Source organism: Streptomyces rimosus, assembly GCF_008704655.1.
Classification (GTDB): Bacteria; Actinomycetota; Actinomycetes; order Streptomycetales; family Streptomycetaceae; genus Streptomyces; species Streptomyces rimosus.
The window spans coordinates 3,838,589-3,860,081 of record NZ_CP023688.1 but is presented as its reverse complement, the minus strand read 5'-3'; the positions used below and the strand labels follow the sequence as shown (position 1 = coordinate 3,860,081).

Genomic DNA, 21,493 nt, shown 5'->3' with positions numbered 1-21,493 from the left:
GGTCTGGCATGTCACGCACGAACAGTGCCGACGCGCCTGACATTCCCGGCCGCTCTGTAAACCCCGCGACGGTACCGGCCGGTTCCGTACCGGGACTGCGCCGTCCCCACCCGGTACCGCTCGGTTCCGTACCGGTGGCCGGGTCGTATCGCCCCGGAGTTTCGCCTTCCGGGCCGGGGGTACCTCGGCGGCTCCGCCCGGCCCACAACGCGAGGAGGTCTCATGCGGTCGGTGCTCAGTGGCGTACTCACGGGGATCGGCACGGCTGCGTTCATCGACGAGACGGTGTTCCACCAGCTGCTGCACTGGCATCACTTCTACGACAAGTCCACCACCGACGTCGGCCTGGTCTCCGACGGGCTGTTCCACGCGGGCAGCTGGCTCGCGATGGTGGCGGGCCTGGTCCTGTACGCGGACGTGCGGCGCCGCGGGACGCTGGTGCCACGGAAGTGGTGGGGCGGGCTGTTCCTGGGGCTGGGCGGCTTCCAGCTCTACGACGGCACGTTCCAGCACAAGGGCCTGGGCATCCACCAGATCCGGTACGGCGTGGATCTGGCGCCCTACGACTGGACGTGGAACGGAATCGCCGTACTCCTCCTGGTGACCGGCGCGCTGCTGCTCGTGCGCGCCTCCCGTACGCCACGACCCGCCGCCCCGCGTACGGAACCGCGCACCCCGACCCGTACCCGATGACGTCCGCCCTGCCCGCGCCGTTCACCGCGGCCGTCACCACCGCCACCGTCCTCGGCTGCCTCGCCTACCTGGCCGCCGCGGCCCGGCTGCGGGCCCGCGGCGACGCCTGGCCGTACGGGCGCGACGCGCTGTTCTGCGCGGGCGGCGCGGTGCTGGTGGCGGGCGTCGCCGAGCCCTGGGGCGCCGCGCCGCCGTTCACCGCGCACATGCTCACGCACCTGTGCGTGGGCATGCTCGCCCCGCTGCTCCTGGTGCTCGGCCGCCCGCTGACGCTGCTCCTGCGCACCGCGCCCGTACCGCTGCGCCGCGGTCTGGTGGCGCTGACCCGCTCGCGCTGGGCGACGGCCCCGGCGCTGCCGCCGGTGGCCGCCCTGCTCGACTTCGGCGGGCTGTGGCTGCTCTACCGCACCCCGTTGCTGTCCGTCAGCCACCACAGCCCCTGGCTGAACACGCTCGTGCACGTCCACATCCTGCTCGCGGGCGTCCTGTTCTCCTTCGGGGTGCTGGCCCTGGACCCGATACGCCACCGCCCCGGATACGGCCTGCGGGCCGCCGTCCTGCTGATCGGGGGTACGGCCCACGCCGTCCTCGCCAAGTCCCTGTACGCGGCGGGCCCGCCCGGCATGTCCTTCGGCACCGCCGACCTGCACCTGGCGTCCCAGGTGATGTACTACGGCGGCGACGCGGTCGAGCTGGCGCTGGCGGCCGTCGTGGCATTGCAGTGGTACCGGTCCGAGGGCCGCGCCCTGCGCCGCGCGGGGCGCCCGGGGCCCGGCGGCGCCCCGGCCGCCGCTACCCGACGGTGAGCAGTTCCAGTTCGGTGGTCAGGTTGCGCCGCGCCACCCGCTCCCACTGCTGCTTGCCGTACGGCGTATGGAAGAGGTTCTCCATGTCCAGCAGCCGGCGCAGGATGTCCGCGCGCCCGGCGCGGAACTCCCGGTCCGGAACGAATACGTACTCCTCGCGGACGGCGGCGGCATAGGCCGCGTACTGCTCGGGCGGGCTCGCCAGAACCGCCAGATCCGCGTCGCACAGGGCCGCGCCGTTGTGGTCGTCCGGCGCCGGATCGTGGCCCGTGGTGAGGCGGACCAGCCGGGCGACCTCGGCGGTGCAGGCGTCGTCGATGCCCAGCTCCGGCAGGGCGCGCTCGGCGAGCGCCGCGCTGCGCTCCTCGTTCTCGGAGCGCTCGGGCCGGTAGACGGCGTCGTGGAACCACACGGCCAGCCGGACGACGTCCCAGTCCACGGGCACCCCGGCGTCCAGGTCCGTCGCGTGGACCGCCAGCTCGTCGACGCGGTCCAGGACGGCGATCAGATGAGCGGTGGTGTGGTAGCGGCGCTGCGGCTCCGACCAGCGGGAGAGCAGGTTGTCCGCGTACGGGGCGGGGTCGGGGCCGGTGGAGCCGCGGCCGTCCCGGGCACCGGCGACGGCGGTGGCCCAGCGGTGGTGGAGGTCCGGGAACGGGTCGGCGCCGCCACCGAAGTGGGTGTGCGCCGAGCCGGACGGAGGTGTCGTGCGAGCCATACGGGCCATTGTGCCCGCGCGGCGGTCAAGAGGGAGTTTCAGGTCGAGTACCGGGGCGTTGTGGACCACGGGGGCGGGTCGGCCCGTACTCTGGATATTGGACTAGACCTGTCGTCCTCTCGCTGTCCGTGTCGGCATCCCGTCTCGTCCTGCTGCAGTCGTCACGTGAAGTCGTCACGTCGAAGGAATGGGGACCCATGACCAAGCGCGCACTCCTGGAGGTGATCGCGCTCGACGCCGCGGACGCGGTGGCCGCCGAGGCCGGCGGCGCCGACCGCCTCGAACTCGTCAGCGACATGGCCGCCGACGGTCTCACCCCCACGCCGCGCACCTTCGCGGCGGTCCGGGCGGCCGTCGGCATCCCGGTGCGGGTGATGCTGCGCGCCGCCGACGGATTCGCGGCCGGTGAGGTGGACGCGCTGTGCGCGTCGGCCGCCGCGCTGCGGGCCGAGGGCGCGGAGGAGTTCGTCTTCGGCTTCCTCGACGCGGACGGGCGGCCCGACCTGGCGGCCGTCCGCGCGCTGGCCGGGGCCGTCGAGGGCTGCCGGTGGACGTTCCACCGGGCCATCGACCGGGCCGCCGACCGCGCCGCGCTGCGCAAGGAACTGGCCGGGCTGCCCGGCCTGGACACGTACCTGACGGCGGGCTCGCCGGCGGGCGTCGCCGACGGCCTGCCCACCCTGCTGGCCGAGCGGGCCCGTACGGCGGACGGCGAGCCCGGCTACGAGCCGCGGCTCCTGGTCGGCGGCGGCCTGGTCCTCGCCCACCTCCCGGAACTCCAGGCGGCCGGCGTGGACGCCTTCCACATCGGCGGCGCGGCCCGCCCGTCCGGCTGGGAGGCCCCGGTGGACCCGGCCGCGGTGGCGGAGTGGCGGGGGGCGCTGGAGGGCGTGCCGGTTTAACGGAGCGCGGGGCGGGCCCGTACGGCATACGGGACGTGCCCCTACGGCGTGCCTCTACGGCTTACGGCACGGGCCCGTACCGCATCCGGTACGGGCCCGCAGGCTCACCCGAGCCGCTCCGGCAGACCGGCCGCGTGCACCACCGTCAGCCCGGACACCGGCCGGGTCAGACAGACGTACAGGCGGCGCAGGCCGGTGCGCTCGTCCGGCTCGCCGTCGACGATCGCGGCGGGCTCGTCGAGCACGACGTAGTCGTATTCGAGGCCCTTGGCGAGGGTGGCGGGGACCAGGGTCAGCCGCGCCTCCGCCGAGGTCTCCTCGCCCGGGGACAGGACGGCCAGGCCCGCCGCGTCCAGCGCCGCGCGCAGCGCGGGCAGCCGGGCGTCGGCCGCGATCAGGCCGATCGATCCTTCCTTGGCCAGTGCCTCCCGGCAGGCGGCGATGACCGCCGCGTCCAGCTCCGCCGCCGGCACCCGCCGGATCGCGAAGTCGCCCGCCGCGTCGCGGATGGAGGTGGCCTCGGCCAGGTCGGGGGCGATCGCGGGCAGCAGCCGCGAGGCGTACGCGATCACCTCGCGCGGCACCCGGAAGCCCAGCGTCAGCTCCTCGATGGCGGCGCCCGGCTTGCCCAGGTGGGCCAGCGCCTCCTCCCACGTGTCGGTGGACCACGGCGTGGTGCCCTGCGCGATGTCGCCCAGGATCGTCGCCGAACCGGTCGAACAGCGCCGGCCCACCGCCCGGTACTGCATCGGTGACAGGTCCTGCGCCTCGTCCAGCACCACGTGGCCCAGCGAATGCGTACGGGAAACGAGGTCCGCCGCCTCGTCGATCAGCACCGCGTCCGCCGCCGACCACTTGGCGCTCTTCACACTGCGGGCCGGTTTCGCCCACAGGATCGTCTTCTGCTCCTCCGGCGTCAGGATGCCCTCCGCCTGCTCCGCCAGGAACTCCGCGTCGCCCAGCAGCCGCAGCACCAGCTTGGCCGGGTCCACCGGCGGCCAGACCTCCTTGACCACGGCCTTGACCGCCGCGTTGCGCGCCACCGCGTCCTGCACCCGGTCGTCCGGCGCCTCGCCGGCCTGCTCCATCCGTACGAGCACCGCGTGCGCGATCCGCTGCGGCAGGGCCTCCCGGGCCGCGCCGTACCGGATGTCGCGGCGCAGCAGCTCGTCGACGATCTCCTCGATCTCGTACGCGGGCACCCGCCAGCGCCGCGAACCGCGCACCACCACACACGCCTCTTCCGGCTTGCGCACGTGCGACCACACCGCCCGCCGCAGCACCTCCGCGAGCCGCGCGTCGCCCTTGACCGTCGCCGCGGCGGCGTCGTCCGCGCCCCGTACCTCGACGTGCGCCACCAGGTCGTCGACCGTGGCCTGCCTGACCTCCAGCTCGCCCAGCGCGGGCAGCACCTGCTCGATGTAGTGCAGGAACGAGCGGTTCGGGCCGATGACGAGGGTGCCGGAGCGGGCGAGGCGCTCGCGGTGCGCGTACAGCAGGTACGCGACGCGGTGCAGGCCCACCGCGGTCTTGCCGGTGCCCGGCGCCCCCTGCACGCACACCGTGCCGCCGATCCCGGCGCGCACGATCTCGTCCTGCTCCGGCTGGATCGTCGCGACGATGTCGCGCATCGGGCCCACCCGCGGCCGTTCGATCTCGGCCTGGAGCAGCTTGCTGTGCTGCTCGTCCTCCGCCGGGTCGGTCAGGTGCTCGTCCTCGTACGCGGTCAGCTGCCCGCCCGTGTAACCGAAGCGGCGGCGCAGCCTGAGGTCCATCGGGTCCTTCTTGGAGGCCCGGTAGAACGGCTGGGAGACCGGCGCGCGCCAGTCGATGACCATCGGGTCGCCGTCGGCGTCGTGGACGTGCCGGCGGCCGATGTAGAAGTTCTCGCCCGCCGCGCCCTCGGCCAGGTCCGTGCCCGGCGCGTGCAGATAGTCGAGGCGGCCGAAGAAGAGCGGGGTGCCGGCCAGGTCGGCGAGCGCCTTGATGCGGGCCTCCACCTCGCCCTGGAGAACTTCGGCGTTGACCCAGTTCGCGGTGACGTCGGCGATGTTGAGCGCCTCGGCGTCCCGGCGCATGGCGCGCAGCGCCTCCCGGGACGCGGCGAGGTGGGCGCGCTCGCGCTCCAGGGGGTTGTGCTGGTCGTGGGCGTGCGTGGGCACGGTGTTGCCTCCGGCGGGTCCGGCTACGTACGGGCCTGACTGGCGGACGTAGCCCTGGGGTGACGTATGCGGCTGCGTGGCACGGGAAGCCGGCCGGTTTCCGTGCGGCCGGTGGCGCTCCGCTGAGGGAGGCGGGAAGACCGGCGATTGTAGCCAGCAGCTTTCCGGGGCGCCAACGAATTTCGAGCGGTGGACGTCCTGCCGGGGGACGGGGCGGACGGCGTACGCGCTGCCGCCCCTGACCGTTCCACCCCCCGCCCCTGATCTTTCGGCCCGGCGGCCTCCATCTCCCGTAGGGGACGGCATGGCACCACGGACTGACCAAAGGCCGGGCAGGGATGGGCCCGTGGGCCGATGTGCCGGGCCACCGGGAAAACCATGATGGAGGACATGAGCAGCGCAACCATCACCCCAGGCACCCTGCACCCGACCCACGGCGCCACCGCCCTCGGCCAGGACACCGCCGACCGCGCGCCGCGCTCCCACGAACGTCACATAGCCGGCAACGTCTTCCGCGCGGTGAAGGTCTTCGCCGCCGCCGCGGTCAGCGTCGTCCTCCTCGGGGAGTACGCCGACGACTGATCCGCCGTCCGCCGTCCCGCCCGCCATTCCGACCCTCGTTCGAACCCGTTCAGCAACCGGATGACCGGAAACCGTTACAAACAGTCGGTCTCGATCGACTAGCGTCACCGCAGACAGCGTGCGTTCGGCGACGAGGAGGGGCCAAACAAGTGTCTGCCGCCGAGGGGACGCGATCGGTACCGCACAGGCGGCCGTGGGTGCGCCACATCACGCGCCCCGACAGGAAGACGCTCGCCGCCGTACTGCTGCTGGTGGTCTCCGCGAGCGCGCTGGCCGTCGTGTTCCGGCTGGTCCCGCTGTCGATGTCCGACATAGCGGTCTACCGCGCCGAAGGTGAGGCCGCGGCGAGCGGCGGCGATCTGTACGGCTTCACCGTCACCGAGTGGAAGCTGCCCGCCACCTACCCGCCCTTCGCCGCCCTGCTGTTCATCCCGACGACCTGGCTCCCGCTCGGCGCCCTCAAGGTCGCCTCCGTCCTCGTCAACGTCGCCCTCATCCCGGTGCTGCTGCACCTGTCGTACAAGGCCGCGTACACCACCGGCACCACCGACCCCAGGGGCACGGCCCGGCTGAGCGCCGCGCGGACCCTGCCGGCCGTGCTCGCCGCGACCGCGCTCGCCATCTGGCTCGAACCGGTCTTCCAGACCCTCGTGTTCGGGCAGATCAACCTCGCCCTCACCTGCCTCGTCCTGTGGGACCTGGCCCGCCCGGACGGCGCCCGCCTCAAGGGCTTCGCCATCGGCATCGCGACCGGCGTCAAGCTCACCCCCGCGGTCTTCGCCGTCTACCTGCTGATCACCGGCCGGGTGCGCGCCGCCTGCACCGCCCTGGCCGGGTTCGCGGTCTCCGTCCTGCTCGGACTGCTGGTGCTGCCGGACGCGAGCGTGGAGTTCTGGACGCGGCGGATGTTCGAGACCGGCCGGGTCGGCAAGGCGTGGATCGTCGACAACCAGTCCCTCCAGGGCCTGCTGACCCGGGTCCTGCACACCCCCGAGCCGGGCCTGCTGTGGGCGGCCCTGGCACTGGCGGCCGGCATGGCCGGCCTCCTCGTCGCCCGCCAGGTGTACCTGCGGCGCGGCCTGGACTCCTGGGGTGTGCTGTGCACCGCCGTGACGGCGCTGCTCGTCTCGCCGATCAGCTGGTCCCACCACTGGGTGTGGTGCGTGCCGCTGCTGGTCGCCCTCGGGGCGCACACCCGCGGCGTACGGTGGCGCCGCGTCCTGCTCGCGGCCGTTGCGGTCGCCTTCACGGCCCGCACGATGTGGGTGGTGCCGCACCAGGGCGACCTCGACCTGAAACTGCCCTGGTGGCAGCAGCCGCTCGCGGCCCCGTACCCGCTGCTGGGGCTGGCGCTGCTGGCGGCGGTCGCCTGGTGGAGCCGCCGTACCCCGGCCGGACCGCCCGCCGGTCCGGCCCGCCGCCCCTTCCCGCTGCCGCGCGCCTCCCGCCCGGCCCGCGAACTGAGCACCCGCATCCCCGAACGCTGACGCGCAACCGCCCGGCCGGGACCGGCCGGTCACGCGCCCCCTCAGCCCTCCGCCAGCAGCTCCGTCGCGTCCACGATCCGGTACGCGTACCCCTGCTCCGCCAGGAAGCGCTGCCGGTGCGCCGCGAAGTCCTGGTCGACGGTGTCGCGGGCGACGACCGAGTAGAACCGCGCCTCGTGCCCGTCCGCCTTGGGCCGCAGCACCCGCCCCAGCCGCTGCGCCTCCTCCTGCCGGGACCCGAACGTGCCCGACACCTGGATCGCGACCGTCGCCTCCGGCAGGTCGATCGAGAAGTTCGCGACCTTGGAGACGACCAGCACGGAGATCTCGCCCTCCCGGAACGCGTCGAAGAGCTTCTCGCGCTGCGCGTTGGTCGTCTCGCCCTTGATCACCGGGGCACCCAGATGCTCGCCCAGCTCGTCGAGCTGGTCGATGTACTGCCCGATGACCAGCGTCTGCTCGCCCTTGTGCCGCCGCACCAGCGCCTCGGTCACGCTCTGCTTGCTGGCCGTCGTCGCGCAGTACCGGTACTTCTCCTCGGGCTCGGCCGTCGCGTACGCCAGCCGCTCCGAGTCCGTCAGGTTGACCCGCACCTCGACACAGTCCGCCGGTGCGATGTACCCCTGCGCCTCGATCTCCTTCCACGGCGCGTCGAAACGCTTCGGCCCGATCAGCGAGAAGACGTCCGACTCGCGCCCGTCCTCCCGTACGAGGGTCGCGGTCAGCCCCAGCCGCCGCCGCGCCTGGAGATCGGCCGTGAACTTGAAGACCGGCGCGGGCAGCAGATGCACCTCGTCGTAGACGATCAGCCCCCAGTCCCGCGAATCGAACAGCTCCAGGTGCGGATAGACGCCCTTCCGCTTGGTCGTCAGCACCTGGTACGTGGCGATGGTGACCGGCCGGATCTCCTTCTTCGTACCGCTGTACTCGCCCACCTCGTCCTCGGTCAGCGAGGTCCGCTTCACCAGCTCGTGCTTCCACTGCCGGGCCGAGACGGTGTTGGTCACCAGGATCAGCGTGGTCGCCTTGGCCCGCGCCATCGCCCCGGCCCCCACCAGCGTCTTCCCCGCACCACAGGGCAGCACGACAACACCCGACCCGCCGTGCCAGAACCCCTCGACGGCCTGCTGCTGGTACGGCCGCAGCGCCCACCCCGACTCGTCCAGCTCGATCGGATGCGCCTCACCGTCCACATACCCGGCCAGGTCCTCCGCCGGCCAGCCCAGCTTGAGCAGCGTCTGCTTGATCTGCCCCCGCTCGGACGGATGCACCACCACCGTGTCCGGATCCAGCCGCGCCCCCACCAGCGGCTGCACCTTCTTCGACCGCAGCACCTCCTCCAGCACCGGCCGGTCGGTGGTGGTCAGCACCAGCCCGTGCGCCGGGTGCTTGCTCAGCGTCAGCCGCCCGTACCGCGACATCGTCTCGGCGATGTCCACCAGCAGCGCGTGCGGCACCGGATACCGCGAGAACTGCACCAGCGCGTCCACGACCTGCTCGGCGTCATGCCCGGCGGCCCGCGCGTTCCACAGCCCGAGCGGCGTCACCCGGTACGTGTGCATGTGCTCGGGCGCCCGCTCCAGCTCGGCAAACGGCGCGATGGCCCGCCGGCACGCCTCCGCCTGCTCGTGGTCGACTTCCAGCAGCAGCGTTTTGTCGCTCTGGACGATGAGAGGTCCGTTCACGCGCCTCGCCTTTCGCGTCACCTGCGCCGGGCCGCCCGCCTCCGCGGCCCCGGCACCCGGCCGTCCGTACGGCCAAACGTCCAGTGTGCCGCATCGGCGCGGCAGGCCGGGGTGCGTCTCCTCGTACGATGGCCCCTGCCCGTTCCAGCAAGAGGGGACCCCGTGAGCGACAACACGAGCCGCGAAGCCGGTGCGGATGCGGCCGGTGGGGGCGGTCCCAAGCGCGTGCGTGCTGATGTGCGGCGGAATCTTGATGCGTTGATCACCGCGGCCGGGGAGGTTTTCGCGGCCTCGGGGGTGGACGCGCCCGTGCGGCAGATCACCGCGCGGGCGGGGGTGGGGGCCGGGACGCTCTACCGGCACTTTCCGCAGCGGGCGGATCTTATTGCGGCGGTTTTCCGGCATGAGGTGGACGCCTGTGCCGACGCCGCCTCCGACCTCGCGGCGCAGTACGGGCCAGCCGAAGCGCTTTGCCGGTGGCTTCAGCGGTTCACGGCCTTCATCGCCACCAAGCGCGGGCTCAGCGCCGCTCTGCACTCCGGGGACCCGGCCTACGACACCCTGCCCGCGTACTTCGACCAGCGGTTCATGCCGGTTCTCGGCGCGCTCATCGACGCCGCGGTGCGCGCCGGGGAGATCCGGTCCGACGTCGATCCCGAGGATCTGCTGACCGCCACGCGCAATCTGACCCTGCCCGCGCAGGAGGACGACAGCGGCCATACGCGGCGGATGGTGGCGCTGCTGGTGGACGGGTTGCGGTACGGCGCCAAGGGCGGACCGGCTGCCGGGTGAGCGGGCCCGGGCGGCTCAGGACGCGGTCTCGTCGGCCAGTTCCGCGACGCCCGTGATGCGGTGCAGGGGGAACGTGCGGACCTCGTCGGCGGTGTGGTCGTAGGCGGTGACGAAGCCGCCCTCGACGCGGACCGGGGCGATCACGCGCTGGCTGGCGGCGCCGTCGGCGTTGACGTAGCCGATCCACAGGGTGGCGTTGGTCAGGACGGCGGCCTGCATGGTGGCCAGGGTCTCGGCCGAGGTGGTGCGGGGGAGGCCGCCGGGGGCCGGGGCGGCGGGGGCGCGTACCGGCTTGCGTTCGGCGGTGGCGGCCAGGTCGCCGGCGCGGATGGCGCGGACCGCCGCTTCCAGGAGGGTGCCGGCGGGCGCGGGCGGGCCGTCGGGGACCGGGGTGGGCGCGGTGCGCGGCGGGGTGCGGTAGGCGTCCGGGCGGGCGATCAGGACGTCGCCCTCGGCGGATTCGGCGGCGGGGGCGTAGCCCATCGCGCGCAGGACTTCCAGGAGCTGGTCGGGCGGGACGGCCGAGGCCAGCACGGTCGGTGCGAGCCGGCGCAGGCGCAGGGCGACGGCCCGGCGGTCGGCGAGGATCTCGGTGAGCAGCGCGTCGTCGTCGCAGCGTACGTACGCCGAGGCCGCGCCGACGCGGAGCCGGCCGTGGCGCCGCGCCACATCGTCGATGAGGTAGGCGAGCGGCTGCGGCACCGGGGTGCGGGAGTGGGTGGCGAGGAAGGTCTGCAGCTCGGCGGCGGACCGGCCGGCGTCCAGGGCGCGTCGTACGGAGGCGGGGGTGAAGCGGTAGACCGTGGCGCCGCCCTTGGACTCGACGTCGGCGAGGACGCCGAGCGCGTCGGCGAGCGGGCGCTCCAGCGGGCCGGGGGCCACGGCGGTGAGGTCGGCCTGGAGGAGGACGTGGTCGAGGGGTTCGGGGAGGAGCGGGGCGAGGAGGGCGGCGGCCCGGGCGGCTCGCTGAGCCTGCACGGCCGCGGGGTCGGCTGCTTCGGCGGGCTTGGTGTTCGCGGGCTTGGTGTTCTTGGTCTTGGAGCCTGCCGGGGCTGCGGATTCGGTGCCCAGGAGGGCGCGGGCGTGGTTGGCCAGGGCGCCGCGGCCGGTGATGCCGAGGAGTTCGGCCTCGGCGAGGGTCCAGCGGGCGAGGCGGGAGCGCAGGTCGTCGGTGGCCGGGGCGCCGGTGGTGCCCGCGTTGCCCGCCGCGCTCGCGTTGCGGGCCGCGTTGGTGTCGGAGGGGGAGGTAGTGGTGGCCGGGCGGCGGGGGCCTGCCTGCGGGCTGCTGTTCTGCGCGCCGCCCGGTTCCCCGGCAGCGGCTCCTGCCCCGCGCAGCGGGCGTTCCCAGCGCAGCCGGTCCAGGACGGCGTCGGCCGGTACGGAGGTGCCGGGGGCCAGGGACGCGAGCAGCGTGAGCGTCCGGCGGCGCACCTCGGGGGCCGGGGATCGGTCGAGGTTCGGGCCGAGCGCGGACAGGGTGCGGCCCTTGGGATCGGCGGTGCCGACCAGCCCGGCCGTACGGGTCGCCGCGAGCCAGGCCGTGGCCAGCCGCGCCCAGCGCTCCTCGGCGGGCAGCTGCCGCCAGTCCTCGGCGGCGGGCGTGGGGGCGTACCGCTCGTCGGCCTCGCCGTCGGACGCCACCAGCCCGGCGGCGTAGGCGAGTTCGAGCCAGAACGCGGCGACCTGTTCGGTGCAGTCCAGGGCGGCGGCGGTCCGCTTGAGGTCCCGTACGCTCAGCCCGCCCGCGCGCAGCACCCCCGGCCCGCCGAGGTCCCACTCCTTGAGCAGCTCCTCGACGGTGGCCAGGGCCGTGAACGCCTGGCCCGCCGCGGCGCTGTCCACAACCTGTGGATCACGTTCGGTGGCGGGCGCGAGGGCGGGCGGCAGCGGCTCGGGGATGCGGTGCGCGCGCCCGGCGCGCAGGTGCAGGGCGGCCTCGCGGGGGAGGACGACGTTGCGCGGCCCGGCGGGCAGCAGCACGCCCCGGTCGAGCAGCCATTGCAGGTGCGCGGCGGGCCGGTCGGTGACGGCGCCGTAGGGCGGGCCCCAGACCAGCCGGTCCAGGACGCTGTGCGCCTCCCGGGGGGCTTCGGCGAGCAGCGCGGCCATCCGCGTACGGTCCTCGAACAGCGAGGTCAGGGCGGCGACGGCGGTCACCGGGTCGTGGGTCGTGGGCAGCCCGGCGGCGGCCAGGATTTCCTGGAGGCGGCCGGGCGACATACCGGACGTGGCCTCGGCGACGGTCGGCCCGAGGCCGGTGGGGGAGGGGTGCGCGGGTCCGGGCGCGAGCAGTTCGCGGGCCGTGCGGACCAGGCGCAGCCGGTCGTCACCGCCCCAGACCAGCGCCTGTCCGCGCAGGGTCGATACGGCACGGGGAAGCTCGGCGGCGATGGCGGAGCGGGTGCCGGGGGGCAGGCCGGCGTCCGCATCCGGCGCGTCGGCTGCCGGAACGCCGGCTTCCGCAGCCGGAATCTCCGCCTCCGGCGCCGGAACCCCCGCCGCGGCGTCCCCCGCCATCAGGCCGAGCAGCGTTTCGTACGGGCAGGGGTCCGGAGCCACCGCCAGCGCCTCGGCGGTCTGCAGCGCGAAACGGTCCAGGCGCTCCACGGCCCGCACGACGGAGGCGCGGGTACCGGCACGGGTGGCGAGCTGGGTCAGGTCGCCGGGGACCGGGTTGAGGAGGTCGGGACGGGCCCGCAGCAGGTCGGCGAGCCCGCTGTCCGGGCGGGTGCGGAGCTCTTCGGCGAGCGTGCGGGGTGTTTCACTCATCCGCTACACGGTAGCGGGGGCCGCTGACGTTGTCGGGTGCAGCGCCGCGCCACCGCCGGTCGCGACGCTGTGCCGCCTCCGCGGCAGGGGCGATCGGCGGTACCGTCATCGGAGGAACCGGGCTGTGCCACAGGGGATTTCGTGGGGATCGAGAGCGACCAGCTGGTCTTTGACTATCTGAGCCGGGTCGGTGATCTGGCCCAGCAGCGCGGGCTGTCCTCCGGGGCGCGGATGCGCCTGGTGGCCGAGCTGCGGGCACAGGTGGACGCGGCGAAGCCGGACACGGTGCCGGGCGTCAGACGCGTGCTGTCTCGGCTCGGTACGCCCGAGGCGGTGGTGGAGGCGGCGGGCGGCAGCGGACCGCCGCCGTCGCCGGGGCCGTCGGGCGCGGCGGAACCGCAGCCGCGCCCCGGCCTGCGCGACAAATTGGGCGGCGCGGCGCGGCTGCTCGGTACGGGTGGTGCGGGCGGTACGTCCGGTACCAATGGCGGCGACGCCCCCCACACCCCACCCAGCCCCGGCGACCAGCACCCCACCCCCGCCAAGCCCACCGGCCCCACCCTCCCCAACCTCTCCGCCCTCGGCGAGGGGCTGCGCGAGGGGCTGCGCGGCCGTATCACCGGAAAGATCCCCGCCCCGCGCGACGGCAAGCGCCGCCCCGGCCGCGACCGGGAGCCGGAGCCGCCGCCCACCGCGTCCCCGCCCCACCTGGCGGGCTTCGACGAACTCGGTGACGGCAGCGCCGAGCCCGACTGGTGGCGCGTGCAGGAGGACCCGTACGGGCCGTACGGGCCCGGCGAGACGGTGCCCGGGTTCGTCGGCGGCATCGAGATCCCCGAGATCCGGGAGCGCCCGCCGGGCGAGCGCGCGGACGGCCCGCTGTCCCTGGAGAAGGGCGAGCGGGACGGCGACGACGACGCCGAGGACGCGGCGGAAGAGGACGACGAGGCGGGCGGCGAGTACGGCGAGGAGGCGGCCGAGGCGCCGCGCGGCGTGCTGCCGCGCGTGCTCGCGCGGTGGCGGAGGTCCGGCGCCGCTCCGGAGCCGTACGCCGAGGAGCCGGAGGCGGTGGAGTACGCGCCGGTCGCGCGGGCCCCGCTCAGCCCGGTCCTGCTGCTGGCCGTGCTCCTGCTGGTGGCGGGCGCGGTGACCGGGGTCTGGCTCGCGCTCGCCGGAGGCTGGGTGATCGCGTACACCTCGCGGCGGCTGCCCCGCCGCGAGGCGAAGTTCGCGGCGCTGGGGGTGCCGGGAGTGATCGTCGGCGGGCTGGTGGTGTGGCTGTGGGGCCGGGTCGACGGGCGGTGGGGCGATCCCATCGCCGAGGGGCAACTGGGGCACGAGCTGACCGGAGTGCTGCCGGTGGTGGTCCGTGTCGCGGCCGTCGCCTCGGCCGTGTTCCTGGTGTGGCGGATGCGGCGGCAGCCGCGCTGACGGACGGCGGGCCCGCGCCGGGCGGGCCCCCGGCCCCGCCTACGACTTCCCCAGCTTCCCCGCCAGCTCTTCCAGGATCTTGTCCGCCGCCGTGTACCCGATCCCCTGGATCCACAGTTCATCGTCGACGCGGAACGCCCGGCCGCTCTTGACCGCGTGCATGTTCTTCCACAGTGCCCCGCCGGTGACCTGCTTCTCCCCGGACTTCTCCGGGCTGCCGTAGGCCGTGTAGAAGAGCGTGTCCGCGTCCGCCTTGTTCATCTGCTCCGCGCTCACCTCGACCATCAGGCCGTCCGGCGCTCCCTCGACCACGCTGGTCGGGCCGGTGCCGGCGTCGTTCAGGACCGTGCCGATATAGCTGCGGCAGCCGTAGACGCGGGTGTCGGCGCCCTCGACGAAGCGGACGACGTTCGTCGTGGTGCGCTTCGCCGCCGCGGCCCCGCCCAGCGCCGCGGTGACCCGCCTGGCGTGTGCCTCGTACGCGGCGACCGTCCGCCGTGCCTGCGGAATTCTGCCGAGTGCGTCGGCGTGGGTGGCGAAGTTCTGCTTCCACGGGTAGCCGGTGGTCTCCGTCATGACCGTGGGCGCGATGGCCTTCAGCTGCTCGTACCGCTTGCCGTCGCGCACCTTGCTGGTCAGGATCAGGTCCGGTTTCAGCGCGGCGACGGCCTCCAGGTTCGGGGCGCCGATCTTTCCCACGTCCTCGATGCCCGCGACCTTGTCCTTGGGCAGATAGCCGGGGAATCCCCCGGCCACGTCGGAGCGGGTGGCGCCGACCGGCGTGATCCCGAGGGTGATCGCGGAGTCCAGTTCCGCGGTGTCCAGGACGACCACCCGCCGCGGCCGGTTCGGCACGGTCACCTCGCCCTGCACCGTAGGCACCCGGTGCGTGCCCGCGCCCGCCACGGGCTTCGCCCAGGCCGTGGCGGGCTGCGCCGGGCAGTCGGCGGGCTTGGCCGACGCACCGGACCCGCCCGCTCCGGACGAGCCGCCGGAGCCGCACGCGGCCATCGTCAGGGAAGCGGCCAGGGCGGTGGCCACGGCGAGGGCGGCGCGGCGGCGCCCGGCCCACGGAACCGTACGGGGAACTGCGTGGAGCGGCATGACGAACCCTTTCGGCAGCAGGGGTTGGCCGTACGAGGCGGCGCTAGGCCGGCCCGGGAACGACCGTGGCCCCTCCACCCGGTGCCTGCCAAGGCCGCCCCGGAACCACCAGGGGCGAGCCCGTCACCGGATCGGGGACGACCACCGACTCCAGCCCGAACACCTCCCGCACCAGCCCGGCCGTCACGACCGCCGACGGGTGCCCCTGCGCGACGATCCGGCCCTCCTTCATCGCCACCAGGTGGTCGGCGTAGCGGGCGGCCTGGTTGAGGTCGTGCAGGACGGCGACGACGGTGCGCCCCCGGTCGTGGTTGAGCTGCCGTATCAGGTCGAGCACCTCGACCTGGTGCGCGATGTCCAGGTACGTCGTCGGCTCGTCCAGGAGCAGCAAATCGGTCTCCTGGGCGAGCGCCATCGCGATCCACACGCGCTGCCGCTGGCCGCCGGACAGTTCGTCCACCGGCCGGTCCGCCAGCCGCGTCACGTCCGTACGGGCCATGGCCTCGGCGACGGCCCGCTCGTCCGCCCCGGACCACTGCCGCCACCAGTGCTGGTGCGGCTGGCGGCCGCGCGAGACCAGGTCGGCGACGGTGATCGTCTCGGGCGCCACCGGGGTCTGCGGCAGCAGCCCCAGCGCCTGGGCGATCTTCTTGGTGGGGATGCGGGCCAGGTCCGTACCGTCCAGCAGGACGGCGCCGCGGCGCGGCTTGAGCAGTCGGCCGAGTGCCCGCAGCAGCGTGGACTTGCCGCAGGCGTTGGGGCCGACGACGACCGTCACCGCGCCGTGCGGGATGTCGAGGTCGAGCCCGTCGACGACCGTACGGTCCTCGTAGGCCAGCGTCAGGTCCCGGGCCGCGAGCCGACTGCGGCCGGGTGCCACGAACCGGGCGCCTCCCGCGCCCCCGGTGCCCTCGCTCACGCACGTCCTCCCACGGCCCGGCTGCGGATGATCAGGTGGATCAGGTACGGGGCGCCGACGGCCGCGGTCAGCACGCCCACCGGCAGCTCGGTCGGCGCGAACAGCTTGCGGGCCAGCAGGTCCCCGAGCACGACCACGACCGCGCCCAGCAGTGCCGAGCACAGCAGCGGGATCTGCGCGGTACGGGTCAGCCGGCGGGCGGTCTGCGGGGCGAGCAGCGCCACGAAATCGACCGGGCCCGCCGCGCCGGTGGCCATCGAGGCCAGCACCACGCCGAGCGCGACCAGGCCGAGCCGGGTGCGGTTCAGCCGTACGCCGAGCGCGGTCGCCGTCGCGTCGTCCAGCGAGACGGTGCGCTGGGCGCGGGCCGCCCACAGGACGGCGGGCAGCAGCACCAGCAGCGCCCAGCCGAGCGGTTCGGCCTCGGCCCAGCCGCGCCCGTTGAGCGAGCCGGTCAGCCACACCTGCGCCTGCTGGGCGACGAGGTAGTCGCCCTTGGTGAGGAACAGGTGGGTGACCGAGCGCAGCGCGACGGCGAAGCCGATGCCGATCAGCACGAACCGGGTGGCGTGCAGGCCGCCGCGCCAGGCGAAGACGTAGCCGAGGGCGGCGGCGAGCACGCCGCCCGCGACGGACAGGTACGGCAGGACGGTGTACGAGGTCACGCCGAACGTCATCGCGCCCACCGTCAGCGCGCTCGCGCCCTGCGTGACGCCGATGACGTCCGGGCTGGCGAGCGCGTTGCGGGCGACGGTCTGGATCAGCGCGCCCGCGATCCCGAAGGCCGCACCGACCAGCAGCCCGGAGACCATCCGCGGCAGCCGCAGCGTCCCGACGACCAGCTCCGCCGAGGAGGGCCGCCCGAAGACGGCCTTCAGCGCCTCGCCGGGCGTCACGAAGGACTCACCGACACACAGGTACGCCAGGCAGACGGCCGCGAGCAGCACGGCGAGCACGGCGGCGACGGCCACCGCCCGCCGGTGCACCAGGAAGGAGGCGCGCCCGGCGCGCACGAGGGCGTACCCGGCGGGCCGCGCACCCACCGGCCGTATGCCGTCTCCGCGGCCGGCGACCGGCGCCGTCACGCGGGCACCGCCTTCCGCCGTACCGCGCTCACGCCGGCACCACCTTCCGCCGTACCGCGCTCACGTCGGCACCGCCTTCCGCCCTGCCGCGCTCACGTCGGCACCGCCTTCCGCCGTACCGCGCTCACGCCGGCACCGCCTTCCGCCGTACCAGCACCACCAGGAACGGCACCCCGATCAGCGCCGTCATCACCCCCGCCGGCACCTCGGACGGCGGGAACAGCACGCGCCCGACGGTGTCCGAGACCAGCACCACGACCGGGCCGAGCAGCGCCGCCATCGGCAGCAGCCAGCGGTGGTCGCCGCCCACGGCCGCGCGGGCGATATGCGGTACGGCGAGGCCGACGAAGGCGATCGGCCCGGCCGCCGCGACGCCCGCGCCGGTCAGCACGGTGGCCCCGAGCCCGGCCACGACGCGCACGGCCGCGACGTTCTGCCCCAGCCCCTTGGCCACGTCCTCGCCGAGCGCCAGCGCGTCCAGGCCGCGCGCGACGGCCAGCACCAGCAGCGCGCCCGCCAGCAGGAACGGCCAGATCCGTGCGACGACCTCGATGTCCCGGCCGGTCAGCGAGCCGACCTGCCAGAATCGGAACGCGTCCAGCGCCGCCGCCTTCGTCGTCAGCACCGCCATGGTCACCGCGACGAGCAGCGCGTTGATCGCGGCCCCGGACAGCGCGAGCTTCACCGGCGTCGCCCCGCCGCGCCCCCTGGAGGCGATCGCGTACACGGCCACCGCCGCGATCCCGGCGCCCGCGAAGGCGAACCACACGTAACCGCCGAGGGTATGCACCCCCAGGAAGGACAACGCCAGGACCACGCCCACCGAGGCGCCCTGGCTGATGCCGAGGACGCCCGGGTCGGCGATGGGGTTGCGGGTGATGCCCTGCATGGCGGTGCCCGCAAGGGCGAGCGCGGCGCCGACCATCAGGCCGGTCAGCGTGCGCGGCAGCCGCAGGAAGCGCACCACCTGCGCGGCGTCGCCGTCCCCGCCGTGCAACAGCGCGTCGAGCACCTCGGACGGCGCGAACGGGCGGCTGCCGACCGCCAGCGAGAGCAGCACCGTCAGCAGCAGCACGAGCACCGCCCCGGCCGTCCAGGCGGCGCGGCGTCTCACCAGGGGGCTGCTGGCCCGGACGACTGGCATCGGCTCCGTTTCGCGGTGGCGCGGGCACGGGCGGTGGGTCAGGTCAGGAGAGCGTAAGTGTACGGCCCGCCCTGCCGGGGCCATCGGCCACAATGGCCACCATGGCTTCGCACACCCCGGTCCCCGATCCCACGGTCGCCACCGCCTCGCAGACGCTCACCGTCGGCTTCGACCTGGACATGACGCTGATCGACTCCCGCCCCGGCATCAAGGCGGCGTACCAGGCGCTGTCGGCCGAGACCGGGACGTACATCGACGCGGACGCGGCGATCACCCGGCTCGGGCCGCCGCTGGAGCAGGAGATCCGCCGGTGGTTCCCCGAGGAGCGGGTCGCCGAGGTCAGCGACCTGTACCGGTCGCTGTACCCGGAGCACGCGATCACCGGGACGCTCGCGATGCCGGGCGCCCGCGAGGCGGTGGCCGCCGTACAGCGCCACGGCGGGCGGGCCATCGTCGTCACCGCGAAGTACGAGCCCAACGCCAAGCTGCACCTGGCGCACCTGGACATCGCGGCGGACGCCGTCATCGGCTCGCTGTGGGCGGAGGCCAAGGCCGAGGCCCTGCGCGCGCACGGCGCGTCCGTCTACGTCGGCGACCACACCGGTGACGTACGCGGTGCGCACACCGCCGACGCGCTGTCCGTCGCGGTGGCCACCGGGCCGTGCGCCCCGGACGAGCTGAGCGCGGCCGGCGCCCACGTCCTCCTGGACGACCTGACCGGCTTCCCGGCCTGGCTGGAGGGGTACGTGGCCGGGCGGAAGCGTTGAGTCCGTTACGCCGCGGAGGAGCGCGCCTGCCGTCGCTGCGCCGCGACGGAACGCAGCACTCCGGCCGCGGCGACGACGAAGCCGACGCCCATCAGCATGCAGACCCAGTAGAAGACGGACGGCAGCGGATCGGCCCCGATGAACAGCGGGGTGACGGTGGCGAGTGTGGCCACCGCGCCAATCAGGAACACAATCGCGCCGATCCGCACCAGCAGATCCCCGGCCTGGGGAGTTTCGTCAGACACACGACCAGGGTAAGTCCGGGCCAGAAGCGCGGGGGAACCACCCGGCGACGTCTTGTCACCGGGCACCGGACCATTAGCCTTGGGGGGTGGCGGGTCAGGTGGCCCGCTGCACTGCTATCCAGAGCTGTTTTTTCCCGCAGGGAACACCGTAACCAGACCCCAGTGGTTTTCCGACGAGTACGAGGACGAGGACAGACGTGCCTACCGGCAAGGTCAAGTGGTTCAACAGCGAGAAGGGCTTCGGCTTTCTCTCCCGCGACGACGGCGGTGACGTCTTCGTGCACTCGTCGGTGCTGCCCGACGGCGTGGACGCACTCAAGCCGGGCCAGCGCGTCGAATTCGGCGTGGTGGCCGGCCAGCGCGGCGACCAGGCGCTTTCGGTGACGATCCTCGACCCCACGCCGTCGGTGGCGGCGGCCCAGCGCCGCAAGCCGGACGAGCTGGCGTCGATCGTGCAGGACCTCACCACGCTCCTGGAGAGCGTCACCCAGCAGCTGGAGCGCGGCCGCTACCCCGACAAGGCACACGGCGGGAAGATCGCGGGCATGCTGCGCGCGGTCGCCGACCAGCTGGACGTGTGACGGCCGGCGGCTAGCCGAAACGCAGCGCATCGCGGCCGAGGGGCGGTACGAGCCCCTCGGCCGCGGCACGCGTGAGCAGGCCGCGGACCGCCGCGTAGCCGTCCTCGCCGAGGTCGGCGGTGAACTCGTTCACGTACAGGCCGATGTGCTGGTCGGCGACGGCCGGGTCCATCTCCTGCGCGTGCTCCAGCACGTACGCACGCGACGCCTCGGTGTCGTCCCAGGCCATCCGCACCGACGTGCGGGCCGCCGCGGCCAGCTCGCGCAGCCGCTCGGCGCCCAGTGACCGCTTGGCGATGATCGCGCCCAGCGGGATCGGCAGCCCGGTGGTGCGCTCCCAGTGCTCGCCCATGTCCGCGAGGCAGCTCAGCCCGTAGTTCTGGTACGTGAAGCGGGCCTCGTGGATGACCAGCCCGGCGTCCACCCGGCCGTCCCGTACCGCCGGCATGATCTCGTCGAACGGCAGCACCTTGACCTCGCCGACGCCGCCCGGCACCTCGTCGGCCGCCCACAGCCGGAACAGCAGGTACGCGGTCGACCGCTCGCTCGGCACCGCCACCGTCCTGCCCGCCAGGTCCTTCGCCTCGCCCGGCTCCCTGGTGAGCACCAGCGGGCCGCAGCCGCGCCCCAGCGCGCCGCCGCAGGGCAGCAGCGCGTACTCCTCCAGCACCCACGGCAGCACCGCGTACGACACCTTCAGGATGTCGCCCTCGCCGCGCTCGGCCATGCCGTTGGTGATGTCGATGTCGGCGAAGGTGACGTCCAGCGCGGGCGCGCCGGGGACCTTGCCGTGCGCCCACGCGTGGAAGACGAAGGTGTCGTTCGGGCACGGCGAATAGGCGATCTTGAGCGGGTCGCTCATGGCGTCCTCCAGGAGGTCGGGGCCCCGGCCGCCGTCAGGACGCGGGGGAGCGCGGCGCAGGCGGCGGAGAGCGCGCCGAGCGCCTCCCCGATGCGCCACGCGGCGCGGTCGCGCGGGCCGACGGGGTTGGAGACCGTACGGATTTCGAGCACCGGCAGGCCCTGCGCGGCGGCGGCCTCGGCCACGCCGAAACCTTCCATCGCCTCGATGAGGGCGCGCGGGTGGCGGGCGGCGAGCCGCGCGGCGTGTTCGGCGCTGCCGGTGACGGTCGAGGCGGTGAGCACCGCGCCGCACGAGGCACCGGTCGCCGCGGCGAGGGCCCGCACCAGGTCCGGCGGCGGGGTGTGGACGACGGTCCCGAAGCCCAGCTCGGTCACCGCGACGAAGCCGTCCGGCGTCTCCGCGCCCAGATCGGCCGCGACGATCTCGTCCGCGACGACGGTGGCGCCCACCGGGGCGCCGGGCGCGAAACCGCCGCCGATACCGGCGGAGATCACAAGGTCGTAGCCCGTTCCGCCGCACACCGCGGCGGTCAGCGCGGTCGCGGTGCCGGCGGCAGCGGCGGCCGGGCCGACACCGGCGGCGAGCACGTCGAGGACCACGGAAGGTCGCTCACCGGCCCGTACGCGGTGCAGCGCGCCGCCCGACGGCAGCGCGACCACCTCGGCGCCACCGGCACCGGCCACACCGGAGGCCACCGCGTCGCGCTCGGCCGCGACAGCGGTGACGGCCAGGACCCGTATCTCGGTCACCTCATCA

The 21,493-nt window shown here is 74.4% G+C and carries 20 protein-coding genes; 9 read left to right on the top strand and 11 right to left on the bottom strand.

All coding sequences use genetic code 11. From position 1 onward, the window contains the following. Positions 1 to 222 precede the first annotated feature (222 nt). Entirely contained in the window at positions 223 to 693 is a 471-nt protein-coding gene (locus CP984_RS16030) for a DUF2243 domain-containing protein (protein WP_003984360.1), read from the top strand. Next, positions 690 to 1,499 carry a cytochrome c oxidase assembly protein gene (locus CP984_RS16025; RefSeq protein ID WP_003984359.1) on the top strand — a complete coding sequence of 270 codons (810 nt, stop codon included), beginning with the start codon at positions 690 to 692 and terminating at the stop codon, positions 1,497 to 1,499. The genes CP984_RS16030 and CP984_RS16025 overlap by 4 nt, the downstream gene beginning before the upstream one ends. On the opposite strand, the gene CP984_RS16020 is transcribed toward CP984_RS16025, so the two are convergent. After that, positions 1,486 to 2,217: an HD domain-containing protein gene (locus CP984_RS16020; RefSeq protein ID WP_003984358.1), complete on the bottom strand. Its 732-nt coding sequence runs from the start codon at positions 2,215 to 2,217 to the stop codon at positions 1,486 to 1,488. The two genes, CP984_RS16025 and CP984_RS16020, sit on opposite strands and share 14 nt — an antisense overlap. Before the next feature lie 197 nt (positions 2,218 to 2,414). On the opposite strand from CP984_RS16020, the gene CP984_RS16015 reads away from it, so the two are divergent. After that, positions 2,415 to 3,119 (top strand): copper homeostasis protein CutC, encoded by a 705-nt coding sequence (locus CP984_RS16015; protein ID WP_003984357.1) that lies wholly within the window; start codon positions 2,415 to 2,417, stop codon positions 3,117 to 3,119. 104 nt (positions 3,120 to 3,223) lie between these two features. Here the strand turns inward: CP984_RS16015 and CP984_RS16010 are convergent, their stop codons facing one another. Next, positions 3,224 to 5,281: a HelD family protein gene (locus CP984_RS16010; RefSeq protein ID WP_003984356.1), complete on the bottom strand. Its 2,058-nt coding sequence runs from the start codon at positions 5,279 to 5,281 to the stop codon at positions 3,224 to 3,226. Positions 5,282 to 5,671: 390 nt separating this feature from the next. Here CP984_RS16010 and CP984_RS16005 point away from each other — a divergent pair, with 390 nt between their 5' ends. Together CP984_RS16005 and CP984_RS16000 are read left to right on the top strand one after the other, a co-directional pair. Beyond that, positions 5,672 to 5,863 carry a hypothetical protein gene (locus CP984_RS16005; RefSeq protein ID WP_030179948.1) on the top strand — a complete coding sequence of 64 codons (192 nt, stop codon included), beginning with the start codon at positions 5,672 to 5,674 and terminating at the stop codon, positions 5,861 to 5,863. Positions 5,864 to 6,060: 197 nt separating this feature from the next. Then, entirely contained in the window at positions 6,061 to 7,350 is a 1,290-nt protein-coding gene (locus tag CP984_RS16000) for a glycosyltransferase 87 family protein (RefSeq protein WP_003984354.1), read from the top strand. Between the two features lie 41 nt (positions 7,351 to 7,391). Here the strand turns inward: CP984_RS16000 and CP984_RS15995 are convergent, their stop codons facing one another. Next, entirely contained in the window at positions 7,392 to 9,035 is a 1,644-nt protein-coding gene (locus CP984_RS15995) for a DNA repair helicase XPB (protein ID WP_003984353.1), read from the bottom strand. Between the two features lie 162 nt (positions 9,036 to 9,197). Here CP984_RS15995 and CP984_RS15990 point away from each other — a divergent pair, with 162 nt between their 5' ends. Further along, on the top strand, positions 9,198 to 9,827 hold the full coding sequence (locus tag CP984_RS15990; RefSeq protein WP_030179945.1) for a TetR/AcrR family transcriptional regulator: 630 nt from the start codon (positions 9,198 to 9,200) through the stop codon (positions 9,825 to 9,827). Between the two features lie 15 nt (positions 9,828 to 9,842). Here the strand turns inward: CP984_RS15990 and CP984_RS15985 are convergent, their stop codons facing one another. Continuing rightward, positions 9,843 to 12,596 (bottom strand): helicase C-terminal domain-containing protein, encoded by a 2,754-nt coding sequence (locus tag CP984_RS15985; RefSeq protein WP_003984351.1) that lies wholly within the window; start codon positions 12,594 to 12,596, stop codon positions 9,843 to 9,845. A gap of 141 nt (positions 12,597 to 12,737) precedes the next feature. Between CP984_RS15985 and CP984_RS15980 the strand changes: the two genes are divergently transcribed. Next, positions 12,738 to 14,027, top strand: coding sequence for a hypothetical protein (locus CP984_RS15980; protein WP_003984350.1), 1,290 nt, complete (start codon positions 12,738 to 12,740; stop codon positions 14,025 to 14,027). Between the two features lie 39 nt (positions 14,028 to 14,066). On the opposite strand, the gene CP984_RS15975 is transcribed toward CP984_RS15980, so the two are convergent. The 4 genes from CP984_RS15975 to CP984_RS15960 all read right to left on the bottom strand — a co-directional run bounded on the left by CP984_RS15975 (position 14,067) and on the right by CP984_RS15960 (position 18,279). After that, positions 14,067 to 15,131 (bottom strand): ABC transporter substrate-binding protein, encoded by a 1,065-nt coding sequence (locus CP984_RS15975; protein WP_003984349.1) that lies wholly within the window; start codon positions 15,129 to 15,131, stop codon positions 14,067 to 14,069. Between the two features lie 43 nt (positions 15,132 to 15,174). Beyond that, the gene (locus CP984_RS15970) at positions 15,175 to 16,050 is read right to left on the bottom strand and encodes an ABC transporter ATP-binding protein (RefSeq protein WP_003984348.1); all 876 of its coding nucleotides are present in this window, start codon (positions 16,048 to 16,050) and stop codon (positions 15,175 to 15,177) included. Then, positions 16,047 to 17,135: a FecCD family ABC transporter permease gene (locus CP984_RS15965; RefSeq protein WP_003984347.1), complete on the bottom strand. Its 1,089-nt coding sequence runs from the start codon at positions 17,133 to 17,135 to the stop codon at positions 16,047 to 16,049. The genes CP984_RS15970 and CP984_RS15965 overlap by 4 nt, the downstream gene beginning before the upstream one ends. Positions 17,136 to 17,259: 124 nt before the next feature. Then, entirely contained in the window at positions 17,260 to 18,279 is a 1,020-nt protein-coding gene (locus CP984_RS15960; protein ID WP_043978779.1) for a FecCD family ABC transporter permease, read from the bottom strand. A gap of 92 nt (positions 18,280 to 18,371) precedes the next feature. On the opposite strand from CP984_RS15960, the gene CP984_RS15955 reads away from it, so the two are divergent. Beyond that, on the top strand, positions 18,372 to 19,046 hold the full coding sequence (locus CP984_RS15955) for an HAD family hydrolase (RefSeq protein WP_003984345.1): 675 nt from the start codon (positions 18,372 to 18,374) through the stop codon (positions 19,044 to 19,046). 5 nt (positions 19,047 to 19,051) lie between these two features. Here the strand turns inward: CP984_RS15955 and CP984_RS15950 are convergent, their stop codons facing one another. Beyond that, the gene (locus CP984_RS15950) at positions 19,052 to 19,291 is read right to left on the bottom strand and encodes a hypothetical protein (protein ID WP_030185749.1); all 240 of its coding nucleotides are present in this window, start codon (positions 19,289 to 19,291) and stop codon (positions 19,052 to 19,054) included. 197 nt (positions 19,292 to 19,488) lie between these two features. Here CP984_RS15950 and CP984_RS42800 point away from each other — a divergent pair, with 197 nt between their 5' ends. After that, entirely contained in the window at positions 19,489 to 19,872 is a 384-nt protein-coding gene (locus CP984_RS42800; RefSeq protein WP_030185747.1) for a cold-shock protein, read from the top strand. A gap of 10 nt (positions 19,873 to 19,882) precedes the next feature. Here the strand turns inward: CP984_RS42800 and CP984_RS15940 are convergent, their stop codons facing one another. Next, positions 19,883 to 20,734 (bottom strand): 1,4-dihydroxy-6-naphthoate synthase, encoded by an 852-nt coding sequence (locus tag CP984_RS15940; RefSeq protein WP_030185744.1) that lies wholly within the window; start codon positions 20,732 to 20,734, stop codon positions 19,883 to 19,885. Next, positions 20,731 to 21,477, bottom strand: coding sequence for a futalosine hydrolase (locus CP984_RS15935; protein ID WP_043978841.1), 747 nt, complete (start codon positions 21,475 to 21,477; stop codon positions 20,731 to 20,733). The genes CP984_RS15940 and CP984_RS15935 overlap by 4 nt, the downstream gene beginning before the upstream one ends. Positions 21,478 to 21,493: the final 16 nt, after the last annotated feature.